This is a genomic window from Psychrobacter sp. MF31 (assembly GCF_012847335.1).
Classification (GTDB): domain Bacteria; phylum Pseudomonadota; class Gammaproteobacteria; order Pseudomonadales; family Moraxellaceae; genus Psychrobacter.
Map to the genome: position 1 here is coordinate 106,371 of NZ_JABBDX010000001.1, position 23,896 is coordinate 130,266.

Annotated in this window: 20 protein-coding genes, 1 tRNA gene and 2 pseudogenes; 8 read left to right on the plus strand and 15 right to left on the minus strand. The window is 43.8% G+C overall.

Going from position 1 to position 23,896, the window contains the following annotated elements:
- Positions 1–8 precede the first annotated feature (8 nt).
- Positions 9–572: a hypothetical protein gene (locus HF322_RS00425; RefSeq protein ID WP_169391427.1), complete on the minus strand. Its 564-nt coding sequence runs from the start codon at positions 570–572 to the stop codon at positions 9–11.
- A gap of 207 nt (positions 573–779) precedes the next feature.
- Here HF322_RS00425 and HF322_RS00430 point away from each other — a divergent pair, with 207 nt between their 5' ends.
- The 5 genes and pseudogenes from HF322_RS00430 to HF322_RS00445 all read left to right on the plus strand — a co-directional run bounded on the left by HF322_RS00430 (position 780) and on the right by HF322_RS00445 (position 3,757).
- On the plus strand, positions 780–1,136 hold the full coding sequence (locus HF322_RS00430; RefSeq protein WP_169391428.1) for a type II toxin-antitoxin system RelE/ParE family toxin: 357 nt from the start codon (positions 780–782) through the stop codon (positions 1,134–1,136).
- Entirely contained in the window at positions 1,129–1,431 is a 303-nt protein-coding gene (locus tag HF322_RS00435; RefSeq protein ID WP_169391429.1) for a helix-turn-helix domain-containing protein, read from the plus strand. Before HF322_RS00430 ends, HF322_RS00435 begins: the two co-directional genes overlap by 8 nt.
- Positions 1,432–1,850: 419 nt before the next feature.
- Positions 1,851–1,934, plus strand: a pseudogene (locus HF322_RS11590) (transposase); the annotation flags it as partial.
- A gap of 30 nt (positions 1,935–1,964) precedes the next feature.
- Positions 1,965–2,435 carry a transposase gene (locus HF322_RS11595; protein ID WP_258192769.1) on the plus strand — a complete coding sequence of 157 codons (471 nt, stop codon included), beginning with the start codon at positions 1,965–1,967 and terminating at the stop codon, positions 2,433–2,435.
- A gap of 198 nt (positions 2,436–2,633) precedes the next feature.
- A protein-coding gene (locus HF322_RS00445; protein WP_169391937.1) for an IS3 family transposase occupies positions 2,634–3,757 on the plus strand; the annotation gives its coding sequence in 2 pieces (ribosomal slippage) (positions 2,634–2,832 and positions 2,832–3,757; 1,125 coding nt in all).
- 47 nt (positions 3,758–3,804) lie between these two features.
- On the opposite strand, the pseudogene HF322_RS11770 reads toward HF322_RS00445, so the two are convergent.
- The 12 genes and pseudogenes from HF322_RS11770 to HF322_RS00500 all read right to left on the minus strand — a co-directional run.
- Positions 3,805–3,915: pseudogene (locus HF322_RS11770) on the minus strand (IS3 family transposase); the annotation flags it as partial.
- 437 nt (positions 3,916–4,352) lie between these two features.
- Positions 4,353–6,869, minus strand: coding sequence for a DUF927 domain-containing protein (locus HF322_RS00450; RefSeq protein WP_169391430.1), 2,517 nt, complete (start codon positions 6,867–6,869; stop codon positions 4,353–4,355).
- Positions 6,862–7,128, minus strand: a complete 267-nt coding sequence (locus tag HF322_RS00455; RefSeq protein WP_169391431.1) for an AlpA family transcriptional regulator — start codon at positions 7,126–7,128, stop codon at positions 6,862–6,864. Before HF322_RS00455 ends, HF322_RS00450 begins: the two co-directional genes overlap by 8 nt.
- A 126-nt stretch (positions 7,129–7,254) precedes the next feature.
- On the minus strand, positions 7,255–8,121 hold the full coding sequence (locus tag HF322_RS00460; RefSeq protein ID WP_169391432.1) for a hypothetical protein: 867 nt from the start codon (positions 8,119–8,121) through the stop codon (positions 7,255–7,257).
- Between the two features lie 5 nt (positions 8,122–8,126).
- A complete protein-coding gene (locus HF322_RS00465; protein ID WP_169391433.1) occupies positions 8,127–9,317 on the minus strand; it encodes a tyrosine-type recombinase/integrase in 1,191 nt (396 codons plus the stop codon).
- 149 nt (positions 9,318–9,466) lie between these two features.
- Positions 9,467–9,543, minus strand: a tRNA-Ile gene (locus HF322_RS00470).
- A gap of 63 nt (positions 9,544–9,606) precedes the next feature.
- On the minus strand, positions 9,607–10,410 hold the full coding sequence (locus HF322_RS00475) for a pteridine reductase (protein ID WP_223193110.1): 804 nt from the start codon (positions 10,408–10,410) through the stop codon (positions 9,607–9,609).
- Entirely contained in the window at positions 10,403–11,584 is a 1,182-nt protein-coding gene (locus tag HF322_RS00480) for a tRNA nucleotidyltransferase (RefSeq protein WP_169391434.1), read from the minus strand. The genes HF322_RS00475 and HF322_RS00480 overlap by 8 nt, the downstream gene beginning before the upstream one ends.
- A gap of 133 nt (positions 11,585–11,717) precedes the next feature.
- Complete coding sequence (locus HF322_RS00485) at positions 11,718–14,045, minus strand: NADP-dependent malic enzyme (protein ID WP_308811467.1); 2,328 nt, start codon at positions 14,043–14,045, stop codon at positions 11,718–11,720.
- A gap of 276 nt (positions 14,046–14,321) precedes the next feature.
- Complete coding sequence (locus tag HF322_RS00490; RefSeq protein WP_169391435.1) at positions 14,322–15,797, minus strand: YdiU family protein; 1,476 nt, start codon at positions 15,795–15,797, stop codon at positions 14,322–14,324.
- Between the two features lie 140 nt (positions 15,798–15,937).
- Positions 15,938–17,116, minus strand: coding sequence for an acyl-CoA desaturase (locus HF322_RS00495; RefSeq protein ID WP_375138514.1), 1,179 nt, complete (start codon positions 17,114–17,116; stop codon positions 15,938–15,940).
- A gap of 470 nt (positions 17,117–17,586) precedes the next feature.
- Entirely contained in the window at positions 17,587–18,330 is a 744-nt protein-coding gene (locus tag HF322_RS00500; protein WP_169391437.1) for a glycerophosphodiester phosphodiesterase, read from the minus strand.
- A 212-nt stretch (positions 18,331–18,542) separates the two neighbouring features.
- Here HF322_RS00500 and HF322_RS00505 point away from each other — a divergent pair, with 212 nt between their 5' ends.
- The gene (locus HF322_RS00505) at positions 18,543–19,556 is read left to right on the plus strand and encodes a hypothetical protein (protein ID WP_169391438.1); all 1,014 of its coding nucleotides are present in this window, start codon (positions 18,543–18,545) and stop codon (positions 19,554–19,556) included.
- Positions 19,557–19,678: 122 nt separating this feature from the next.
- On the opposite strand, the gene HF322_RS00510 is transcribed toward HF322_RS00505, so the two are convergent.
- A complete protein-coding gene (locus HF322_RS00510; RefSeq protein WP_169391439.1) occupies positions 19,679–20,308 on the minus strand; it encodes a cob(I)yrinic acid a,c-diamide adenosyltransferase in 630 nt (209 codons plus the stop codon).
- Positions 20,309–20,496: 188 nt separating this feature from the next.
- Between HF322_RS00510 and cysS the strand changes: the two genes are divergently transcribed.
- The gene (gene cysS / locus HF322_RS00515; protein ID WP_169391440.1) at positions 20,497–21,957 is read left to right on the plus strand and encodes a cysteine--tRNA ligase; all 1,461 of its coding nucleotides are present in this window, start codon (positions 20,497–20,499) and stop codon (positions 21,955–21,957) included.
- Between the two features lie 232 nt (positions 21,958–22,189).
- A complete protein-coding gene (gene guaB, locus HF322_RS00520) occupies positions 22,190–23,659 on the plus strand; it encodes an IMP dehydrogenase (protein WP_169391441.1) in 1,470 nt (489 codons plus the stop codon).
- A gap of 34 nt (positions 23,660–23,693) precedes the next feature.
- Here guaB and HF322_RS00525 read toward each other — a convergent pair whose 3' ends face one another.
- Positions 23,694–23,894, minus strand: a complete 201-nt coding sequence (locus tag HF322_RS00525) for a hypothetical protein (RefSeq protein WP_169391442.1) — start codon at positions 23,892–23,894, stop codon at positions 23,694–23,696.
- Between the last annotated feature and the right edge of the window lie 2 nt (positions 23,895–23,896).

Below are 23,896 nucleotides of genomic sequence, written 5' to 3' on the forward strand. Positions count from 1 at the left end.
ATAATTAGTTATTCTGTTCCGATTTGGACTAACTTGGACTTTAAACAATTTACATTTCCTTGCTGTTCATATTCTCTACCAATAGGACTATTAGGTACATAGTCTGAATACTGGCCATTTGTTGAAATAAAATCTCCCATCTTATAAGTGCGTCCAGCTAGAAACAAAGTTTTGCTTGATTCCTCCCAGTTCACTATCTCCTTTGGATATAGGGGAAACGTAGCTGTGTTATAAACACCATCTTTGCCCACTAAATAGATACAACCATCTTTCCATTCGAATTTACCTTGTACGAGAGCCACAGATTGAGCTGGTCTTATAGGGTTGACGTAGTAATAAAAAATACTGGTTTTTTGCGCTGGATTTTCAGCCATCTGATTGATACCATCTTTTGTCGATCCAGAACCATCGGTCGCCACGTAATTTTTGTTATTTGCTTGCTTATCGGTCATTATAGGCGATGGCGTCTGAGTTGCGCTCGGACTTTTACCTGCAAGATGCTGCTGACAGCCTGTTAATGGCAATGAGCAGCTTAACGCTAAGGTAGTCATGCTAAATTGATAATTTTTCATAGAAATATAGTCTTCTAATAGTCGAATAATGTTCTAATTATAAGTGAGAACTTCGTTTTTGACTGTAAAAATATGCTAAAAAATATCATCAGCTCAAGCCTTACAAGTACATCCGTACGTAATGGATAATAATCCCACTTATTTTTATTTGAAAATTTTCTAAGTTACTTATATAATATAGGCTATAATCTATATAGTGATTGTAATATGTGGACAGTCATCACAACAGACCTATTTAACGACTGGCTTGGTCAGCAGGAACAGTCAACACAAGAAAAAGTCATTGCCGCTTTGGTGGTGCTAGAGCAGCAAGGGCCAAGCCTAGGTCGGCCTTTAGTTGATACGGTGTATGACTCAAAATTCACCAATATGAAAGAGCTGCGAATTCAGCATCGAGGTAAACCACTAAGAGCTTTTTTTGCCTTTGATCCAAAGCGGCAAGCGATTGTGCTTTGTATTGCTGATAAAGGTAATAAAAAGCGCTTTTATCAACAGATGATAGCAACGGCTGATGAGCAGTACGAACTTCATCTTAAAACTTTAGGAGACGCATCAAATGGCTAAGACACTCCAAGAACTGTTAGCTGAGCGCTCTGCCGAAAGCCAAGCTCGAATTCAACAGCTGGCAGAAGAGTTGCTTTTAGAAACTCAGCTTTATCGCATTCGTGAGGAGCTTGAAATCTCTCAAAAAGAGCTTGCTCAAACCCTTGGCATCAAGCAGCCCTCGCTTTCTGCCATAGAAAATCGTGGTCAGGATCTTAAAATATCAACCATGAAAAGGTATGTAGAGGCGATGGGTGGAAAGCTTCGAATCGACGTTGAATTGCCCACAGGAAAGCATATCGGCTTTAATGTTTAAAGGTTATCTCAATCCCTATCGACAACTAGCCATCTTTTTAGATGGCTTTTTTATTAGTTCGTCATATTGCATAAGTTTTAATATTTTTTCAGCCGCCGTTATTGATTTGATGTATGCTGACAAAACTGACCAGCAAAGCTTGGTAAACTAAACGTATTCATCGGAGTTTATCATGACCAAGAAAATAATCCCTTATATAGCCTAATCGCCCTAAAAATGTTATAAAACAAAACATCTTAACTGACACCTCAATTCATCATGACCTATTCCTTAGACTTTCGCAAACAAGTGCTTAAAAGCTTAGCTAACGGCATGACCTTTGCTGAAGCTGCCGTATTTTATGACATCAGTCCGACCACTATTCAAAATGGAAGAAGCGGCTTCACAGCAAAACTACCCGCAATGTTACTGCACGAAAGATACCCGATGAAGCGCTGCGCAAAGATGTTGAGGACTATCCCGACAGCTATCATTACGAACGTGCTGCCCGCTTAAACTGCAGTGCCTCAGGGATTTGTGAGGCATTAAAACGTTTGGGAATCAGCAAAAAAAAGACCTTAGAGCACCCAAACGCTTGCCCGATGAAAAGAGCTGAGTTTGAAGCCAAGCTTCACTCTTTCAAAAAACAAGGCTTTCCCATCATCTATATGGACGAAAGTGGCTTTGAGCATGAAACGATAAGACCATACGGTTATGCTGAAATAGGTAAGCCTTGTATTGACAGCTACAATTGGCAAGGTAAAAAACGTACCAATGTCATCGGGGCGTTATATCAAAAGACCTTGTTTGCCTTAGAATTTATTGAAAAGAACGTCAATTGGCGGGTGATTTATAACTGGTGCAAGTACAAACTAATCCCAAGCCTTAAAACCAAATGCGTAATTGTGATGGACAATGCGTCCTTTCACAAAAACCGTCGCATTGCAAAGCTGCTCAACCGTTATGGTCATCGCATCTTGTGGCTGCCGCCTTACAGTCCTGATCTAAACCCTGAGCGAGGATAAAGCAAAGCACTGCTTTGCCCGAGCGCAAGGCGAGAGCTATGCTCGAGTAGGAGAATAAATGGGCTCAAGTAAAATTCTTAAGACAAGGTTGGATAGAAAATGACTTATCAAAACTGTTTTATGATATTCATCCAAACCATAACTCTTTTAAGGTGAACTGACTATAGCGACGAATTTAAAGCCGAAGCTGTTAAAAAGATTGCCGACAATAACGGCAACGTTTCAGCGACAGCAAGACAGCTTGGCATTGCCATGCAAACCTTATCGAACTGGAACAACAAAGCCCATCAAGGCAAGCTGATAGGCACAGAACAATATGAACCTGATCTTATGACAGCTCTTCAAGAAATAAAGCAGCTAAAACGACAGCTTAAAGTTGCCGAAGAGGAGCGCGAGATCTTAAAAAAGGCAACGGCGTACTTCGCGAAAAACAGCTCGCAAAGTACGCTTTTATCAAAGCGCACCTTTTGGAATTCAGCATTTATGGAATGTGCCGTGTGCTTGGCGTTAACCCCTCAAGCTATTACGACTGGGCAAAGCGCGGTATCAGTGATCAGCAGATTCATCGCAACCAGTGCGAGCTGTTGGTCAAGGCCGCTCATCGTCAAACTCAGGAGCGCTACGGTATTGATAGGCTTCACGCTCATTTAATCCAGCAAGGGTTTACGATCAGCCGCTACATGATCCGGCGAATAAAAGAGCAGCACGGCATCAAATGCCGCCGTCACAAGCGCTTTAAAGTGACCACCGACTCAAACCATAACAAGCTGGTCTATGACAACGTATTAAATCAGCAGTTTGATCGGCAAAGCCCAAATCAAGCTTGGGTCAGCGACATCACCTACGTTTGGACAAATGAGGGCTGGCTGTATTTAGCAGGGGTGAAAGGTCTATTCACCAAAGCGCTGGTCGGCTATGCCATGGGGCCCAGAATGACCGCAGATTTAGTCTGCCGTGCGCTGATGGCCGCAGTGAAAAACAAACGACCGTCTAAAGGGCTCATCGTTCATTCAGACCGCGGCAGTCAGTACTGCAGCCATGCCTATCATAAAATCATTGATCAGCATGGGTTCATAGGATCGATGAGTGGCCGTGGCAATTGTTTCGACAATGCGCCCATAGAAAGCTTTTCGGGTGAGGAGCACTGCTCCGCAAGAAAGAATGAGCTGATATACCATCAAGACTATAAAACCAGATTTGCGGCAATGACTGACATTCGCCAATATATTGAGCTGTATTACAATCAGACGAGAATTCAAAAGGGTTTGGGCTATAAATCGCCAAGACAGATGTGGTTTGACTTTTATCGTCAGGCGGCGTAATTAAAATCTCCCAAGTTTAGATCTACGGGATTGACGGCATATATCAAAGCGCCCGATTTGTGATAATAACAAGTCATGCTAATGTTAAAGATCAGGCAAGCACGGCGTTTGCTAATACCGCGATCTTCAATGTAATGACACGCTAAAGTGTGACTTCCTCATAGGATTCTCCTGCTGATGTATTTTGGCAGTTATTCTCTATTTATGAGTCTTCTTGTTTTTAGGGGGGATTACCACGACGTAATAGAAATTGCTATGATTCTGATAACAATACATATCTTCACCGCCTTTGATTTTATGTTCATAACTTACTCCCCATAAAAAATGTTGGTTAATTATATATTGTTTATTCTTAATTCGACATGATGTTAATACCTGTTAGTTATGCTTAATTTATATGAGTTGCAAAACAAAAAGGCGCTCACTTGGAAAGTCTTATTATTGTTTTGTCATACCTTAGTTTTTTAACGGGACGGGCGGGACAGCCCTTACCAATACTAGCTTACAGCCGTCCCATTAGTAAAAAAACTTTCGGGACGGAACGGGACGAACGGGACGGATTAATGATTGTAAGCGCGTCCCGTCCCGTTTCTAATTATCGCATTATTTCATTTTGGGACGGCGCTAACTCTTGTGCTATATGGCTCGTCCCGTCTGTCCCGTTCATATTATTAAGGTCACAGTTAAATATATCAGGTTTGACCACATAGACGCTTGGTCGCTCCCTAATAAGTCTTGGCGGAACCTTATAAGTTTTGCGGTCATTTTGCTGAATAACCAACAACCCTGCTTCCTCTAAAACTTGTAGCACTTTCTTTTTGCTAAAAGGTGAACAAACTTCCTTATCAAAAACACTGGTTAAGAAATAATATTCACCCGTTTCAAGGTTGTGATAGCCCGCCCGATTGTGGATTTTCACCATAAAGTCCTGATAGACACTGCTATGGCAAGGCTGAAAGCGACTTGAGCCGTGCTGCTCAATAAATGACTTGATATGCTCAATAATTTGCTGCTGTTCGTGTTCCCCATCGTGTCCGTAGTTGTCAAGCCAATTATCAAAACAAGTCGCTACGGCTTTGGTGGCTTGTCCTGCTTGCCAACCTGTAATGCCCGCTTTGGTTGCCATCTCACCCGCCGCCGCTACAATAGCAAAGCGTGTACCAACGCGGTAAGCTTGCGCCTTAATGTCAGGGTAACGGCTCATAAATTCATCAATGAATGTTTTAGCGGTAGCAGTAACGGCGGCTTTATCTTGGGTGAGATACTCAAGCCACGCCATGCCCGCGCTGCCAAAGTAGCTAGATGATAGCGTCCTGATTTTGTCGGCTTGCGCCTCGCCTGTGGCTGCCAATACCAAACTATCAAAAGTCTTTAAACCCTTGCCCGCATCAGCATCAATATGAGCAATTCGAACCTCAATCCCTGCATTAGTCTTTTGCCCTACTTGCGCCATAAACTTGTCTAAGGCTTCCTCACCATTGGATAAAAATATAAGCCGCCATGTCGATGTTTTGCGGTTGTGACCGCTGACGGTGCTACGCCCTTTACCTTGACCGTTGCCAATCATATAAACGCATTTACCAATGATTTTAGGGTCACACTCACTAATTTCATCAAGTGCTAAAAAGCTGTCGTTATGCTGGCAAGCTGTGCTTTCAAGCGCGTTGTCAGTTTGCCGCCATGTCTTAACGTAGTTATCAGGATTGCCCCAAACACTAGCAGCCACTTTGAGCGATAACGATTTTCCCATGCTGCTTGAGCCCAAAAGATGAAAGCCGCCGCCGTCATAGCCCAGCGGCTCAAGCAACTGACCTGCAAAGGCGCAAGCGATTGAGAATACAAAGCGGGACTGGTCGGCAAGCGGTTGGCAAAGATTATCGCGCCACTGCTCAAGGCTGCCTTTTTGGGCTAAGGTGCTATTGATGGCATGGCTTGATTGATAAACGATAAGCTCGTTATCATCGCCGCCTAGTGTGGTATCAGGCAGAACGAAACGCTCACCATACCAACCTAATTTACTGACACAAAGCGCGCGCTGATAGGCGGGGTAATCCTGAATATACGCATCTAAATAAACACGGTGCTTTTGATTGGTAGTGATAAGCAAGCCTTGATTGGCAAGTTCGCGGCGGTACTCTCTTGCATCACCTTGCAGCAAAGCAAGCGGCATCGCCCATTGGTGCAATTTGTTATCGGCATCATGCCACTTTAACAGCCGCCCCCAACTGTTGCTGGTATCATCGCGGGTTTGCGCGATAACCTCAAGCGCTGAACAAATCCGCATCTTATACTTAAAGGTAATGTTGGCGGGGTCATCAAGGTTATATTTTGCAAGGTATAAGCCATCGTGGTAAAGCTCAAAGCGCCCATCATCATAAATCATCGGCTCATTGAGCATGACGGCTTTGTCTTTTCGCCATTCAGGATAATAAGCGGTGTCAGCAAGGTTGATGATTTCAGCTTCTGCTTTTACCTCGTCAAGACGCTTAGGGTTGTCATCTGTCCCTAACATCGTGGCAAAATCAGCGATTGTTACCAATGCTTGTGCCTCAACGCCTGACAATCTATTTAAGGTCGTCTTATCATCAAGCGTCATTGGTACGATAACGCGGCGGGTTCTGCCCCAGTGCTGAATCATGGCTTTAACGTGATGCGGCTTGTTTGTGGCGCTTACAATGATAGTTACTTTTTCATTGGTCGCCATACATTTGTAATAAGCTTGCAGCCCATCGTCTAAGCCATTAAAAGCAATCACTTCATAGCTTGGATCATTGTCACCAAGAACAATCGCGCCATAGCCTGTATCATCAATGATGATAGGCGGCTGCTTACCGTTTGGCTGATAGAATACCGCGCCTACCGTTTCGCCATGCTTATCAGTCAAGGCAATGGCAATGCTGCCTTGTGTTTGCTCAATCTTGCCAGCGTCCGCGCCATCGGTTATAGTTAGGTTTGCTGTGATTGCTAGCAGTTGATTATCAAGCAAGCCATCAGCTTTTAGTAATAAAGCATCGCATAATAGCTCTTGCTCGGTTGCTGGCTTGAAAGTCTTAAGTTCATCTAAAAAGCTCACGCCGCGAACGTGGGCTTTTTCTTTGTTTGAATTAATCATTAGTTTCCTCCTGCACATCAGAAGGATTTAGGCTTTGCTTTTCTAGCCACCCTAAAACGTCCGCATTTCGCCAAGCCACCATTTTTGGAGATAGTTTAACACTTGCAGGAAACCTACCATCGTTACTCCACTCATGTAAAGTCGTTCTCGAAAATGGTAAAAGTGGCAGAATGTCTTTTGCTCTAGACATTCCCTGAAGCGGCAAAAGGTTACTAACCACACTTTTTTCAGTTTGGGTATTCTTTGTAGAATCTTTCATTCTAGCGTCTCCGTATATTACGATGATTATCCACCGCAACGAACAGTTACGGTGTAGCTAGAATATAAGGTAGGAATCATACATAGTCATCGCAACTTGCGACTTGCAAATCGCAACTTGCGAAAATTAGTCTAAACTACGTTTGTTAGCTTCTGTGAAGATCTTTTCAATATTGCTCTTGCTGAGCTTTGGAGTCTCCTTAGCAGTGATGTGATCAACTATTTCACTTTGATTAACAAAATTGATTTTGTTCTTTTTCTCAGTAGATAAAACTTTGGACTCTTGGTCTAATCCCAATATTATATCCTTAAGAGCGAATATAAGACGATAGGCGCTGTCCTTCACATCATTTAGATTTTCAGTAGGTTCTTGAAGTTGAGTAGCTCGCAGATCTCTCTTTAATCTATCGACTTCTACCTCTAATAGGTTTCTACCACGTTTTAAACGTTCAATATGCTCTCTAGCTTCTTCAAGTTCATTTTCTAAATAATCGTTTCTTTGCTTGTTTTTATATTCACTGACTATATCTAGTAATTCTTCTTTATCAAAAACTATTTCGCATTTCAAACCAGTTTTTAGGTGTTTTTCATTTATCTTGTCATTTATATTATATAAACAATAACCTAATGAAAGATCCTTATTTTTTAGATTTTCATTACTAATACTATAGATCTTAATTTCTTGAGCTACAGGATTTCCAACTCCTAAGATAGCTTCAAGACAAAATTCTGAAAGGAATATGTTTTCGTTAGATAACTTAAATATACCCGAAACATAAAACTCTTCTTCAAAGAGTTTGAAGACATAGTCAATACCTCTCAAAACTGTTCCATTTTTAGTAAGGTGGGCAGCACCTTTGTAGTCAAGATAGGGGGTCAATTGACCAGATTTTATTCTTCTATACACTTCAGTGTCACTTATGCTTTTATCTATCATATCTTTGAAAAGTGCAACAGAGTCTTTAAAATTATAAAAATCACTACTTTTTAACATAAAAATCAATAACCTTTTCGAAAACTATTATCTATAAAATCTGCCCACGCATTCATCATATCTCGACGATAATCTAAATGCTGCGCTCCGTTATAAGCTTTACTTATCTTGTTTTCTTGTTCATGAGCAAGCTGTAGCTCTATAGCTTCATGCATATAACCTTGTTCGTGCAGGGTGGTACTCGCTAGCCCTCGAAAACCGTGTCCTGTCATCTTATATTTATAGCCCATCTGATAAAGCGCGTTAATAAAAGCATTTTGGCTGTATGGTTTGCGAGTTGAGGGGTTATAGAATACATATTGGTCCGAAAACCCTAGTGCTTGTATTTGCTTTAATATTTCTATAACTGGAGATGCAAGGGGAACTATATGAGGGCGATTCATTTTCATTTTTTCGGCAGGTATTCGCCAAGTTCTATCGTTCCAATCTATCTCTGACCACTCCATGAATCTAAGCTCATTGGTGCGTACGAACGTATAGCATAGGAACCATAAGCCTAATTTAACTGTGATATGACCAGTATAATTATCAATATCTTTTAAAAGTTGAGGCAGCTCTTTTGAAGTGATTCGGCTGTGGTTTTTGGTTTTATGCGGTTTAATTGCCGCTGATAAATCTGCTGCAGGATTATATGTCGCTAAGCCTGTTCTTATAGCATGTTTAAATATTTGACCCACTTCGGCCATAATGCGTCGAGCCATCTCATTAGCACCGCGTGACTCGACGTTTTTACCAATCTTCAAAATATCGGGTGAGGTAATATCGTTGATAAGCTTATTACCTATTATTGGTTTTACATCACGTTCATAAGCAGAATAGTTACGGCTAAAGGTAGAAGGGGCTAAAATGGTTTTGCGGTCTGCATACCAAGCTTGAGCAATAGTATCAAAAAGCCTCGAGCCATCTTGTTCAGCACGCTTCTCTTTTTTCTTATCGTTTGGGTTAATTCCTTCAGTGATCAGCTGTTTTATTTCTAGATTACGCTGGCGTGCCTGCTGTAATGTAATCACCGGATACTTGCCCAAAGTGAGCGACTGCTGTTTACCCTGCCAGCGATAAGCGCTGACCCAGACTTTGTTCCCAGTATGTCTTACCCATAATTGAAGACCATCGCCATCACTGTGTTTGTCAGGGCGGCTAGGGGTACATTTTTCACTTGGGGTTAGTTTGTTAATAATAGTATGAGTTAATGACATGTTGGTATATCTCCACGTTGGTATAATCTATACCAACAAATATACCAATATTCTATGTGATTCGCCATATACCAAGATATTCGTAAAACTCAAAAAACCTTATAAAAAAAGGCTTGCCGTATCGCTACGAACAAGCCTGATTTGATATGTGGTGGGCCCAGTAGGACTTGAACCTACGACCAAAGGATTATGAGTCCTCTGCTCTAACCAACTGAGCTATAGGCCCTAATTGAGAAGCATTATGATACCTGATTTTTTGAAATTATCAAGCAAAAGATGAGCCGTTATTTCAACCCAAACCGCCAGCAATGGTCAGACTGCGACCGCCATCAATGGTGATGATTTCGCCGGTAATATAGCTTGCTTTTGCCAAAAACAAAGCGCAATCAGCAATATCTTCGGGCATTCCTAAGCGCTGCATCGGAATGGAGCGCCCGATTTGCTGCTTTTGCTCGTCGCTTAATCCTTGGTCGCTGTCATCTTCGGGTAAAATGTTCGCCCCCGGAGCAATGCCATTAACGCGAAGGTTTGGCGCAAGCTCCAATGCCAAGGATTTGACCATCATAGCATGCGCCGCTTTTGCCATATTATATACCGTATAATTTAAGAACGGCTGATGCGCGCCATGAATATCAAGAAGGCTAATCATACAGCCTTTTGACCTTGCAAGCTCATGGCTTAAAGCTTGACTTAAAAGGAGCGGCGCTTTGGCATTGGTGAGCATCAACTCCTCCCAGTGCTGCAACTTAATATCGCCAATCGGGGTTGGATAAAACCGTGATGCGTTATGAATTAACACGTCAAGCCTACCAAAAGTGCGAATAACCGTTTGCGTAAATTGTTGCAGTTTCTGCGGACAGTTGACCAGTACCAAATCAGCTTTAATAACCGCTGCGCTATTGTCGCGTTTGGCATTCAGTTTTTTTGCTAAATGTAAGGCGTCTTGATGACTTTGATGGCAATGAATAATGACGCGGTAGCCCTGATCGTGAGCCGCGCAAATAATCGCCGCGCCGATACGTTTTGCTGCGCCGGTGACTAGCATAACGGGTGCGTCCGTTTTTTGAGAAAAACTTGAGGTCATATTATACATCAGCGCCCAGTTGAGCCTTAATCTTATCAATTCTTGCTTGTTTTATAGCGATGCCGATGTCCGCGCCTTGTAAATTGGGGTCAATATTTTTAATCGAGATGCTGTTATAGTCATCAATCGCTTGTGACATCTTAATTTTCTGGCTTGCCAATTGCCAAGTTTGTGCAACTTTCATGAGTTCGATAAAGCGATTGGGATGTTTGTCTGCCGAAATAGACTGAATCAACTCTACCAAATCATTGGCATCAACTGCCTCAAAATTGGTCAAAATTTCAAGATGCGTTATAAACCAAAGGGCAAATTGGGTGATATTTTTGGGAACTTTGTTTTCATTGCCAAAGGTACGGATAGTGGTAAGTGTATTTTCTAGTTCTGTAGTTGATGACGAATTAAAGCTAGTCATTAATAATGCCCATCGCTGCTGCAAATTTAGTTGAAAACTTTGGGCAAGTTCAAGGCTTGCAAAAACTTGCAATCGTAATTGATGGCTTGATTTATGTTGATGCCAAGCGTCATCAAGCTTCGGGTAAAGGGCTTGTAACGCGCCGATCTCATCAAGACTTTGCCAATAAACCTGCGGTGCCTCTTGCATGAGCGCTCGGCTTGATTCTTGCCAAATGCGCTCGCAACTTAAATGAGCAAGCTCACCACTGTCAACCAGTGAGGTCATCAATGCCAAAGTTTCCTCAGCAATGCTAAAGCCAAGAGGGGAATAGCGGCTATAAAATCGTGCCGTTCGTAGCACTCGCAGCGGATCTTCGCTAAACGCGCTTGAAACGTGCCGCAAGGATTTATTTTTAATATCTTCAAGACCACCATAGTAATCAATAACTTGGTTATCAACTGGAGAGCTGTCACTCAAGCTTGTCACCTCAATTGCCATGGCATTTACAGTTAAATCTCGGCGCGCCAAGTCGTCTTGCAAGGTCACCTCAGGGCTGGCAAACACTTGAAAGCCTTGGTAGCCGTGACCCAACTTGCGCTCGGTTCGAGCAAGGGCAAACTCTTCTTTGGTTTTTGGGTGCAAAAATACTGGAAAATCAGCACCCACTTGGTGAAATCCGGCGGCAAGCATCTCATCAACACAGCTGCCGACCACGACAAAGTCTTTATCTTTGATCGGTCGCCCAAGCAGTTGGTCACGAACAGCGCCGCCTACCAAATAAACTTTCATGATGATTTTCCTTCATTTTAAAATCGCACGGGCTATTTTAAAAAATAAATGTTGGTAATAAAAAAGCCAATATCTTACGATATTGGCTCAGTGATGAGCAAGTGAGGTCTTTCTCATCTTTTAAAATTGCTAACTAGCGAAGCTGCTTATTCTCCAAATCCTGAGCTTCCGTAACGGCAAGCGCAGTCATATTAACCACGCGGCGCGCCGTTGCCGATGGGGTCAAGATATGAACGGGTTTATTGGCGCCAAGCAGGATAGGACCAATGGAGGCGCTTTGGGTTGCCGTTTTCAGTAAGTTAAAGGCAATGTTTGCAGCATCAACTGAAGGCATGATCAGTAAGTTTGCCGAACCTTTAAGCGTACTTGAGGGCAAGTCGTCTAAGCGAATGCGCTCGTTTAGCGCCGCATCGCCTTGCATTTCACCATCGAATTCAAAGTCAACGTTCATGTCGCTTAGCAATTGATAAACTTTGCGCATTTTGACGGCACTTGGGCGATCTGAGGTGCCAAAGTTTGAATGCGATACCAATGCCACTCGCGGGGTGATGCCAAAGCGGCGCATTTGTGCAACGGCTAAAACTGTCATTTCTGCCAGTTGCTCAGCGGTAGGATCATCGTGGATATAAGTGTCCGCGATAAATACGTTACGATCTTGCATTAAGACGGCGTTCATGGCGTAAAAGTCGTTAACGCCTTCTTTTTTACCAATGACGCTTTGGACATATCTTAAATGCAGATGATAATGGCTAAACGTGCCACAAATCATGCCATCAGCGTCGCCATTTTCAACCAAAAGCGCACCGATCAATGACGTTTTGCGGCGAACATCACGGCGGGCAAGCTCGGGGCTAACGCCGCAGCGTTTGTTTTTTTCGTAATAACCCTGCCAGTAATCTTTGTAGCGTGGGTCGTCGTCTTGATTGACGATGGTGATGTTTTCGCCATCTTTTAGGCGCAGTCCTAAACGCTGAATGTTTTTTTCAATAATGGCTGGTCGACCAACCAAGATGGGTTTGGCAAGCTCTTCATCAACGACCACTTGAACGGCAAGCAAGATGTTATGGTCTTCGCCTTCACAATAAACAATGCGTTTTGGATCGGTTTTGGCGCGTGAAAAAATAGGCTTCATCACAAATGCTGAGTTATAAACAAACTCAGACAATTGCTGACGATAAGCTCTAAAATCGTCAATCGGTAAAGTTGCAACGCCAGATTCCATGGCGGCTTTGGCAACGGCAGGGGCGATTTCGATGATTAAGTTTGGCTCAAGAGGACCTGGAATTAAATAGTCACGACCAAAGCTTTTGCTAGTGTCAGTCGTTTTTGCGCGCGTGGTGGTTGGCATAGCTTCAACATGAGCCATAGCCGCAATAGCGCGCACGCAAGCAATTTTCATCTCCTCGTTAACCGTTGTTGCACCAACATCGAGCGCGCCGCGGAAAATATAAGGAAAGCAAAGGGCATTATTTACTTGGTTTGGATAATCTGAGCGACCGGTTGCCATAATGACATCTGGGCGAACCGAATGCGCAACTTCTGGCATGATTTCAGGCGTTGGGTTGGCAAGCGCAAAGATAATCGGATCTCGCGCCATGCGTTTGACCATATCAGGGGTGAGCGTTCCTGGCATAGAAAGCCCTAAGAACATATCCGTACCATCGATCAATTCGTTGATCGTGGTCGCATCAGTATCACGGGCATAACGAACTTTAGACTCATCCAAGTTATCGCGACTGGTTGAAATGATGCCGCGAGAGTCTGACACATAAATATGCTCTTTTTGAACGCCAAGCGCGCACAATAAATCAAGACACGAAATCGCAGCCGCCCCTGCGCCTGAACAAATCACTTTGATGTCTTCGATTTTTTTATCAGCGATCAATAGTGCGTTTAACAATGCCGCACCAACAATGATGGACGTGCCGTGCTGATCGTCGTGAAATACCGGAATGTTCATGCGTTTGCGCAGTTCGCGCTCGATTTTAAAACATTCTGGCGCTTTAATATCTTCTAAATTAATTCCGCCAAAGGTTGGCTCTAAAGCGGCGACCGCCTCGATAAATTTGTCCGGATCATTTTGCGCCACTTCAATGTCAAAGACATCAATTCCCGCAAATTTTTTGAACAATACGCCTTTACCTTCCATGACCGGCTTTGATGCCAAAGGTCCGATATTGCCAAGACCGAGAACCGCCGTTCCGTTAGTAATGACGCCGACCAAATTGTTACGGGCGGTATATCTTGCTGCAAGGGTAGGGTCTCTTGCAATCTCAAGGCAAGGTACGGCAACGCCAGGCGAGTAAGCCAGTGCAAGATCGCGCTGGTTGGCAAGCTGTTTGGTTGGGGTAACTGAAATTTTACCAGGGCGAGGATTGGCATGGTAGTGCAAAGCGGCTTGTTCAAACTGCTCTTTGTCCAAGTTTGCATTTTCCGTGTTCGAGTTCGTATCGTCAGTCATAATAGTGGCCATCATTAAAAGATAAAATTAAAGCGATCGCTTGATCTAGGTCTCATCTTTAAAGCACGATCGATGATCATCAGCCTTTTTTGCTGATAGGCAACTTATTCTAGCACTATTGCCAAATCGCTGCCTAGTCAACCTGATTTTAACGTACAAAAATATATGAAAATTTTATAGATAGCATTTAGCATTTTAATAATAGACGTTTAAAATATAAAAAATTTATCAATTAATACCTAAGTCATTGTTAAAACTGCTATTTTTTAGATAAAATCAAGATGAACAGCTGATCGCAAGCGGCGGTGCATTGTTATCAGGTGGTGTAATATCTAATTCGGTAGCAATATCTTGAACGATAAATGGCTGACTGAGCAGTTCAAACAATCGTGAAACTTCGCTAAAGTCATCTTTTTCAGCGGCAATAATTGCCCGTTGCGCCATATCATTGCGCAAGATATAAACGGGATTGCTTTCGGTTAGGCGCTTAACAACGTCTTTTTGTGGCAAATTTTGCCAAAGGTTTTGGTAGCGCGATTGCCAATCTTGCCAAGATTGGACAGCGTTTTGCCCTTTTGCTTGGATGTCTTGATTGATCGTGGCAAGTAACTTGGCTTCAAAAGTAAATTTATCGGGGTCAACCAATGCCAAAAGCGCACGAAAGCTGTTGGTATAATCTAAGCGATAATCTTCTAATAAAGTTAACCAATCAAACGCAAGGTTTAAGCTGTCTTGATCAAATGCTAATCCCAGTTTGTCGCAAAGCCCCCGTTGATAATGCTGCATAAAAGTGGGCTCATAATGAGAAAGCGCATCGCTGAGCGCTTGGCGACTGACGCCGGATAAGCGCATAAAGTGCGGCAGCCAAACATTTAAGTTCCAATGCCCAATCGCAGGCTGATTTTGGTAGGCATAGCGTCCGGTAAAGTCTGAATGATTGTTAATCCAAGCCGGATTAAAGCGCTCCATAAAGCCAAAAGGTCCAAAATCAAGCGTACTTCCGGTAATCGATAGATTGTCCGTATTCATCACGCCATGCGCAAAGCCGATCAGTTGCCAATCTGCAATCAAGCGCGCCGTATTTTTGACGACAGTTTCTAAAAATGCCAAAACAGGATGGTCCGCCGATTGGCAATCCGGATAATACGTAGCGATCATATACTCGGTAAATGGCTTTAATAGATCAGGGGCAAAGCTTGCAATCCATTCGATATGACCTAGCCGAATATGACAATCCGCCACCCGAATCAGCGCCGCTCCTGCTTCAATCGTTTCGCGCTGAACCGGTGTTTTGGAAGTCACAATCCCAAGCGCTTCTGATGAGGCAACACCAAGATGGGTGAGCGCATGACCGCCCAAATACTCACGAATGCTGCTTCGAAGTACCGCCCGACCATCGCCCATCCGCGAGTAGGGCGTCAACCCGCTGCCTTTTAAATGCAAATCTTGAAGCTTACCATTGCCATCGATCACTTGCGCCAAAAGTAATCCGCGACCATCGCCAAGCTGACCTGCCCATTGCCCAAACTGATGACCGGCATACGCCATCGCAAGCGGACAAAAATCCTCAGGAACGTAAGCGCCACCGATGATATCGACCCAATTTTCCATTAATTCCTTATCATCTGACCAACCAAGTTTATCAGCCAATTTTTGATTAAAATGAACGGGCATTGGGGCATCAAGTGGGGTTGGCGGCTGCCGATGATACAGCCTTGGGTCTAATTTCGCATAAGTGTTTTGATAATTCATGAGAATAATCCTTAATTTTTAACCACTATATCACAGCAGCAATCGGACGAAAAAACTCGCTATAAAAAGCAACATAAAAAAATCCCCCTAGCCATGTCAGCTAGAGGGAGGAGAAAACAAAATCGTTTTTATTTAGGGCATCAAGCAGCTTTTTGATCAAACCCTAAAGAGCGAAAGGCGATTTTTAGATTGTCGTTATGGGCAACGATTTTTTGTTCGATTTTCGCGTATTCATGCTTAAGCTTTTCATCGACTTCATGCAAGCGGTCAGCAAACTCAGTCTTTTTCATCTCAATGGTTTTGGTCTTTAATGCTTGCCATTCCTCAACCGTTTGCGTGAACGCCTCAAATTCAAGTTTGATGCGCTCTTGGAAGTGGATCATCGCTTGCGGCAGATCAATGCCACTGGTGTTGACGGTATCGATTTGCTCTTGGGCGCGTTTAAACTGCATTTGAACTTCAGCATGTTTAATGGTGGCGTCATCAATAGTGCGTAGCTCACTGGTCAATCCCACTTTTGATAGCGCTGCAATCAGCCACTTAGTTGGGTCATATTGCCACCATTTCACGCCATTTCGGTAGTCGTATTGGAAGAAGTGGTGGTAGTTATGATAGCCTTCACCCCAAGTGAAAATCGCTAAGATAAAGTTATCACGAGCCGTGTTGGTATCAGTATAAGGTCGCGACCCAAACATATGGCATAGCGAGTTAATAAAAAAGGTGAAGTGATGGGTGAGCACCAAACGCAGTAATCCTGCTAATACAAGCGTTCCCCAAACATCCCCAACCAAAAGTCCTGCTGCAGTGACCAGTCCTAAATTGGCAGCCAGCACCCAAAGACCGTAGTATTTGTGCTGAATTTGCAGCGTTTTATCTTTGGTCAAATCGGGAATGTTTTTATAGTCAAACTTGCCACTTGGGTAGTTTTTGAGCATCCAACCGATATGACTGAACCAAAAACCGCGCTTGGCTGAGTACGGGTCGTCCATTCGGTGGTCAACATGACGGTGATGGCTTCGGTGACCTGAGCACCAGTCAAAGGCAGAACCTTGAACCGCTAAGGTTGCGCCCGTTAATAAAAAGTTTTTAACAACGGGATGGGCTTTATAAGCGCGATGCGACAACAAGCGATGATAGCCTGCGGTGATACTAAGCCCTGTCCATGCCATGAAAAAGCCAAATGCGCCCCAAACCGGTAAGCTGACTTTATGAGTAAGCAAATACCACGGGGTAATAACGGCTGCGGCAAGTGGCGTTGCGACCAAAATCGTTGCCGGAATCCAGTTGATCGGCGCTTTTTTAAATTCAAGCTCCCGGATGTCGATCACCTCATTGATGGTCACATCCGTAGGCGTTGACGGCTGAGTGAGATAACTGCTTGCCTGATCTGGCGAGTTGGTTTTTGATGCATTTTTATCCTCAAGCCACGTTTTAAAGCGTAGCGCCCCTGTCCCAGCAGTTTGGATTAATGCGTCACCAGATTGGATTGCGAATCGCAAGCCTTTTAGCGGCAAGCCCATTGCTTTTTTTGCAATCATATAATATCCCTAGCGGTATTGATTTCAGCCTCTATATTACCTGAATTAATTGGGAAAGTGAACGCTTATTCACTATAAAAATATTGCTAAATAACAATAACTTGTATGAATTTTAGTTACAGTTACCAATAAAACCCTACAAGCTCTCAGGATTTAGCATAGTTTGTAATCAAATCGCGAATATTTTGTCCAAGTGTTTATTAGTAAACGAAAACTAGAGATTAAAAAACAATCAAGAAAAAATAAAAAGATCACAAAATCTGTGTCGGAATGTCAGTGATAATGACATCCACTTGCCAAAAGACCAGTTGCTTGACTACCTCAAGATCATTGACCGTCCAAGCGCTTACCTTTAAGCCATAGCGGTGACAATTTTGGATAACCGCTTGAGTTAATAAAGGATAATAAACGCCCAGTTGTTGGCAGCCAAGCTGAAGCGCGCTGTTTGCGGCGTAAGTTAAGGCTTCAGGAGTTCGGATTAACAACCCACGCGGGATTTGTTTTAGTACAGGATGGCGCTGCAATTGCTGCAAAAGCTGGCGATCAAAGGTGGTTAATGCTATGGGCAATTTATGAATTTCAGCGCCGCTAAACGCGGTATTAAGCGCTTGAATCAGTTTTTGATGAGAGGTTCTGCCATGCGTTTTGATCTCAAGCTCAATATGGCTAAAGGTTGCAGCAATAGCATCGGAGGCATTGAGAACTTGAACAAGCGTTTCAAGCGTAATGATCGGGTGCCCAGATTGCAGTTGGCGGCGGATTTCTTTTAAGGTTAACTGGTCTATCCTAGATTGATTGCCGCAAAGCCGTTGCAGCGTGTCATCATGAAACACGACCAAATGACCATCAAAGGTGAGCTGAACGTCAAACTCAATGCCCGCAAGACCAAGTGACTGCAAACGTTTGGCATGTTCAAAGCCAAATAAGGTATTTTCAAGCGCTTCACTGCGCGCGCCGCGATGCCCTAACAGCTGAGTTCGGTTGAGTGCAATCATGATTGCGTCCTAATCAAAGGTTAAACCTTAAATTGTTAAACTCTGCATTTTTGACATTTATGCTTTAAAAAGTTGAGTTTTAAAATTTAAGCCGTTAAAACGACAGTTTACTGGATAATTTAATGGCGGATCAATGCGCGTAAGTAATGACCCACGATTATAAATTTCGTATAATGGCTTCATTTTACTCAAAAGTTTAGGAGCAAGACAAAATGAGCGCAGCAAAACAGCCCCAGCTAATGTGGTCAAATTTGGCAAAAATAGCAGGGATAAGTGTGATGGTTGGGATGGCGCTTGCCGGTTGTAGCAAAGCGGATAAATCAGAAGATGCGCCTGAAGAAACGGTGGTGGTTGACAATAGCGATGTGGCGCCAGCAGTAGGCTGTCAAGACCCTTTGGTTCAAGATCGGCTTAAAAATGCGCTTAAAAATGCCTTATATCAGCAGTCGCAATCGCTGGTTGTCGGCTATGGTAGCGAGGCAGATGTTAGCTTAGATACCAGTATGGTTCGCAATAAAATTAATAATATTGGCGTTGGTATTAACAATATTTCCATGCTTCAAGCGGCAAATGCCAATGGCATCACCACTTGTCAGGCAGCGATCAGTCTTGCTTTGCCAAGCGAAGATGTGTTTTTGACCAATCAGCTAAATGCTGAAAACAATCATCCAACGCTGCAATCACAAGTGGCGCAAGACAATTTGCGCATGTCAGACAATACGATGATTGATGATGCGCTCACCTATATTGTTGGCGCGCAAAACGGTCAAGTCCAAGTGCGAATTGTCAGTAACCCGCCGCTGCTCACTGCCGCTGCTGACGTGGTGGCAAGCTCGATGCTCAAATCAGCGCTTGATAATCAAAGCCAAAGCTTGCCGCAATCAAGCAGCAATCAAGGCTCAGCGCCTGTCGTTCGCGCTACAAGACCTGCTGCGCCCGCTCAGCCAAAACCACCTGCTCAGCCGACCGCCCCTGCAAAACCTGCTCAACCCTCATCAAAACCTGCCGAACCACCAAGTTCAAGCACCAGCTCAAATAGCCAAAGCAGCTCAAGTGCCCAAACCCCAAGCTCAAGCAGCAGCTCATCAAGTTCAAATAATAGCAGCGCAAGCAGTTCGGCAAACAGCAGTGCTAGCACGCCAAGTACAAGTGCCAAGCCGCAACCTGCTGCACCAAAAGATGACAGCATTGATATGGTCATCATTGAAGAAAACGGCACTTATTAAAATTTAGAGGCGCTTATTAAAACTTAGATAGGAAAGGTTTTATAACGTTGCATTGAAATAATAAAGACAGAGTAAAAAAGGCTTACGATAGGTAAGCCTTTTTTATCTGTGATTTTCAACCTCTATTTTTCAGAAAAAACGCTCAGCACTTGACTGTCCCAAAGTACCTCGCGGCTTTGGTCAGAATCGGTGCAAAATCTTGCTGCTACAAATAAAAAGTCCGATAGGCGATTGATAAATTGTAGCGCCGATTTGGTGATGGCGTCAGGAGCGTTAGTCTTTAAGCGAACGGCTTGACGCTCAGCGCGGCGGCAAACGCTTCTTGCAACCTGAAGCTGGCTAACAAGCACTGACCCTGTTGGCAAAATAAAGTCTTTAAGCGGCGGCAAATGCGTGTTCATCGCATCGATTTGCTGCTCAAGCCATGTGATATGAGCTGCCGTCACACCCACATATTCTGGCATGGCAAGCTCACCGCCGATATTAAATAGCAAATGCTGAATGATGGTTAAACTTTGCGCAAAACTTGCGCTGTTATTTTCTTCATTGTGAAGAACACGCTCAGGAAGCGCATTATTGTGTTGAGTGTCATTGAGTAAAGCGCGAACCAAGCCGATTTGCGAATTGAGCTCATCAACATCGCCCATCACCTCAAACAACACATCGGCTTTACTCACGCGGCTGCCATCAGCCATTGCCGTGCTGCCATCATCGCCCGTTCGGGTATAAATTTTACTTAAGCGGTTTCCCATAACAACTCGTTTCCTTTTTTTGGTTGAGATTCGATTTTGGTTAAAAGTTAAAATTGGCATTGTGGCATTTTTTAGCAATTTTCGCTAAGATAACCGATTGCTAGCGCGATTGCGACTGCTGATAAAAGCAATGCGTCATTTTAGCTGGTTTCTTATTTATTTTTTGAATTATTAAAAGGCGACTACTCATGTCTACGCCCCTTGCTGACGCCATGGACAACTTGACAATTTATGACTCACTAACTGCAAAAAAGCGCGTATTTAAGCCGCTAAATGCCGGTCAGGTCGGCATGTACGTTTGCGGAATGACAGTTTATGATTATTGTCATATTGGTCATGCTCGCGTCATGGTTGCCTTTGACATGGTGGTGCGCTGGCTAAAAACCCTTGGATTTTCGGTCAACTATATTCGCAATATCACTGATATCGATGACAAAATTATCGCTCGCGCCATTGAAAATAATGAAAGCATCAATGAGCTGACTGAGCGCTTTATTACTGCTATGAACGAAGATGCCACCGCCCTTGGTTGCGAGCCGCCAAATCAGGCGCCGCGAGCTACCGATTTTATCGATGAGATGCAAGCGATGATTGGCAAACTGGTCGCAAATAACCACGCTTATAAAGCGGACAATGGCGATGTTTATTACGCCATCGACAGCTTTAAAGATTATGGCAAATTGTCCAAGCGCAATTTGGAGGACATGCAGGCGGGCGCTCGCGTTGAAGTGGATGATAATAAGCGCCATCCATTTGATTTTGTGCTTTGGAAAGCCGCAAAGATAGGGGAGCCGCAGTGGTCATCACCTTGGGGTCAAGGTCGACCCGGCTGGCATATTGAATGCTCGGCGATGTCAACGCATTGCTTAGGTAACAGCTTTGACATTCATGGCGGTGGTCACGATTTGCAGTTTCCGCATCATGAAAATGAGATTGCGCAATCCGAAGCGGCAACGGGCTGCGAGTATGCTCACAATTGGATACACGTGGGCTTTATCAATGTCGATGGCGAAAAAATGTCCAAATCTTTGGGCAACTTTTTTACCATTCGCGATGTGATGGCACAGTTTCATCCTGAAACCATTCGCTTTTTCTTATTGTCGAGTCACTACCGCAGTCAGGTTAACTTTTCAGACAGCGCATTGACGGAAGCTCATAATAGCCTAAGTAGATTGTACCATGCGTTAAAAATTGCTGAACAACAAAATTCACAAGCCATTTATCTTGACGATGAACTCATCAGTAAAGCTTGGCAAAGTCAAGCGGGTCAAGAGTTTATCAGCGCCATGAACGATGATTTTAATACTTCAGCTGCGATTAGTGTTTTATTTGGGCTGGCGCGCGATATCAACAAAGCCATTAAAGAAAATGACGTAAGCAGTGCTTGGCAGCAAGCCGTCATGTTAAAAGCGCTTGCTCAGCCGTTAAATATCTTGCAGCAGCCGGCTCAGCAGTTTTTGCAAGCAATCATTGGTCAAGATAATAGTGACTGTTTGAGTGATTCGGCGATTGAAGCGTTAATTAGTGATCGTGCTACCGCCAAAGTTGATAAAAACTTTGCTCGCGCCGATGAGATTCGCCAGCAATTAAAAGATGCAGGCATTGAGCTTGAAGACAGCCGATCAGGAACCACTTGGCGACGCGGCTAATTAACAACAGCAAACCTGACGATCATAAAAAAATAGCGGCAAGTAGAAATAATTCAAATATCGACTTGGCTTTTTTGGTATAATGTGGCGTTATTTTCATCGGGAAATGTTTTTTGCAAGCCCTTTTCGCCTTTATCACAAAAATATCACAACAGTTTTGTGAAAAATGAGTGGGGGATTTTGCTAAAACCTGCCGCGCTCACCGCCAAAATAACCACTGCTAGGGGATTGTATGTTACGAATTGTCGATAAAGCCTTTACCTTTGATGACGTTTTATTGTTGCCCGCTTATTCTGAAGTGCTGCCAAAAGCGGCAAATTTAACCACCCGATTGACCAAAGAGATTTCGCTCAATTTGCCGCTTATTTCAGCAGCGATGGACACCGTAACTGAGTCTGAAATGGCAATCACCATGGCGCAGCTTGGTGGTTTGGGCATTTTGCATAAAAATATGGACATCGCCCAGCAAGCGACCCAAGTTCGCCGCGTCAAAAAATTTGAAGCCGGAACTGTGGTTGATCCCATCACCGTCCACCCTGAAATGAGCGTTGGTGAGCTGCTTCGAATTACCCAAGACAATAATATTTCAGGCGTTCCGGTGGTTGAAAAAGGTACGGATAACGTCGTTGGTATCGTCACCCATCGCGATTGGCGCTTTGAAACCAACTTGTCTTTGCCAGTCAGTCAAATCATGACCCCAAAAGAGCAGCTGGTCACGGTTCATGAAGGTGAAAGCAACGAGAACATTAAAAAATTGCTTCATGAGCGCCGCATCGAAAAAGTGATCGTGATTGATGATGAGTTTCGCCTGCGCGGTTTGATCACCGTGAATGACTTTACCAAAGCTGAAAATAATCCTAATGCTTGTAAAGACAATCAAGGTCGCCTGCGGGTTGGCGCTGCTGTTGGCACAGGGGCGGACACCGAAGCTCGCGTTGAAGCCTTAGTTGCTGCTGACGTTGATGTCATCGTTGTTGATACCGCTCATGGTCACTCAAAAGGCGTGATTGATAGAGTCAATTGGGTTAAAAAAAATTACCCCCAAATCCAAGTCATTGGTGGCAATATTGCCACAGGGGACGCTGCTAAAGCCCTTCGTGATGCAGGTGCCGATGCAGTAAAAGTAGGAATTGGTCCTGGCTCCATTTGTACCACCCGAATCATTGCCGGTATTGGCGTTCCGCAAATCTCTGCCATTGATAACGTTGCAAGCGCGCTTCAAGACAGCATTCCTTTGATTGCAGACGGTGGTATCCGATATTCAGGCGATTTGGCAAAAGCGATTGCTGCTGGGGCATCTTGCATCATGATTGGTTCGCTTATGGCAGGAACGGAAGAAGCGCCAGGCGAGGTTGAGTTGTTCCAAGGTCGCTACTACAAAGCGTATCGTGGTATGGGAAGCTTGGGCGCAATGTCAGGTCAGCATGGCTCCTCGGATCGCTATTTCCAAGATGCCAAAGAAGGCGTTGAAAAATTGGTTCCAGAAGGTATCGAAGGTCGCGTTCCTTACAAAGGTCCTGTTTCAGGGATCGTCAACCAATTGGTCGGCGGTTTGCGATCATCTATGGGTTACACCGGCTGCGCGACCATTGAAGAGATGCGCAAAAAGCCACAGTTCGTTGAAGTAACCTCAGCGGGAATGAAAGAATCGCACGTTCACGACGTTCAAATTACCAAAGAAGCGCCAAACTATCGTGTTTAATAAAATTATCGCGTCTGATATTAAAATCAGCTTTTTAAAAGCGAATATTTGACCAAAATCTGTCTTTTTTGCTACTATCTGCTGAATAAAGACACAAATAGCCAACAATGCCGATGTGTTGTTGGCTATTTTTTTTGTAAAATGAGGCACCCCAATTGTCTTTTGCCATCGCGTTTAAGCTGACGGTTTTGACATTGAACATGGCTTTTAAAACGTAATTAGAAACAAGGATCATTC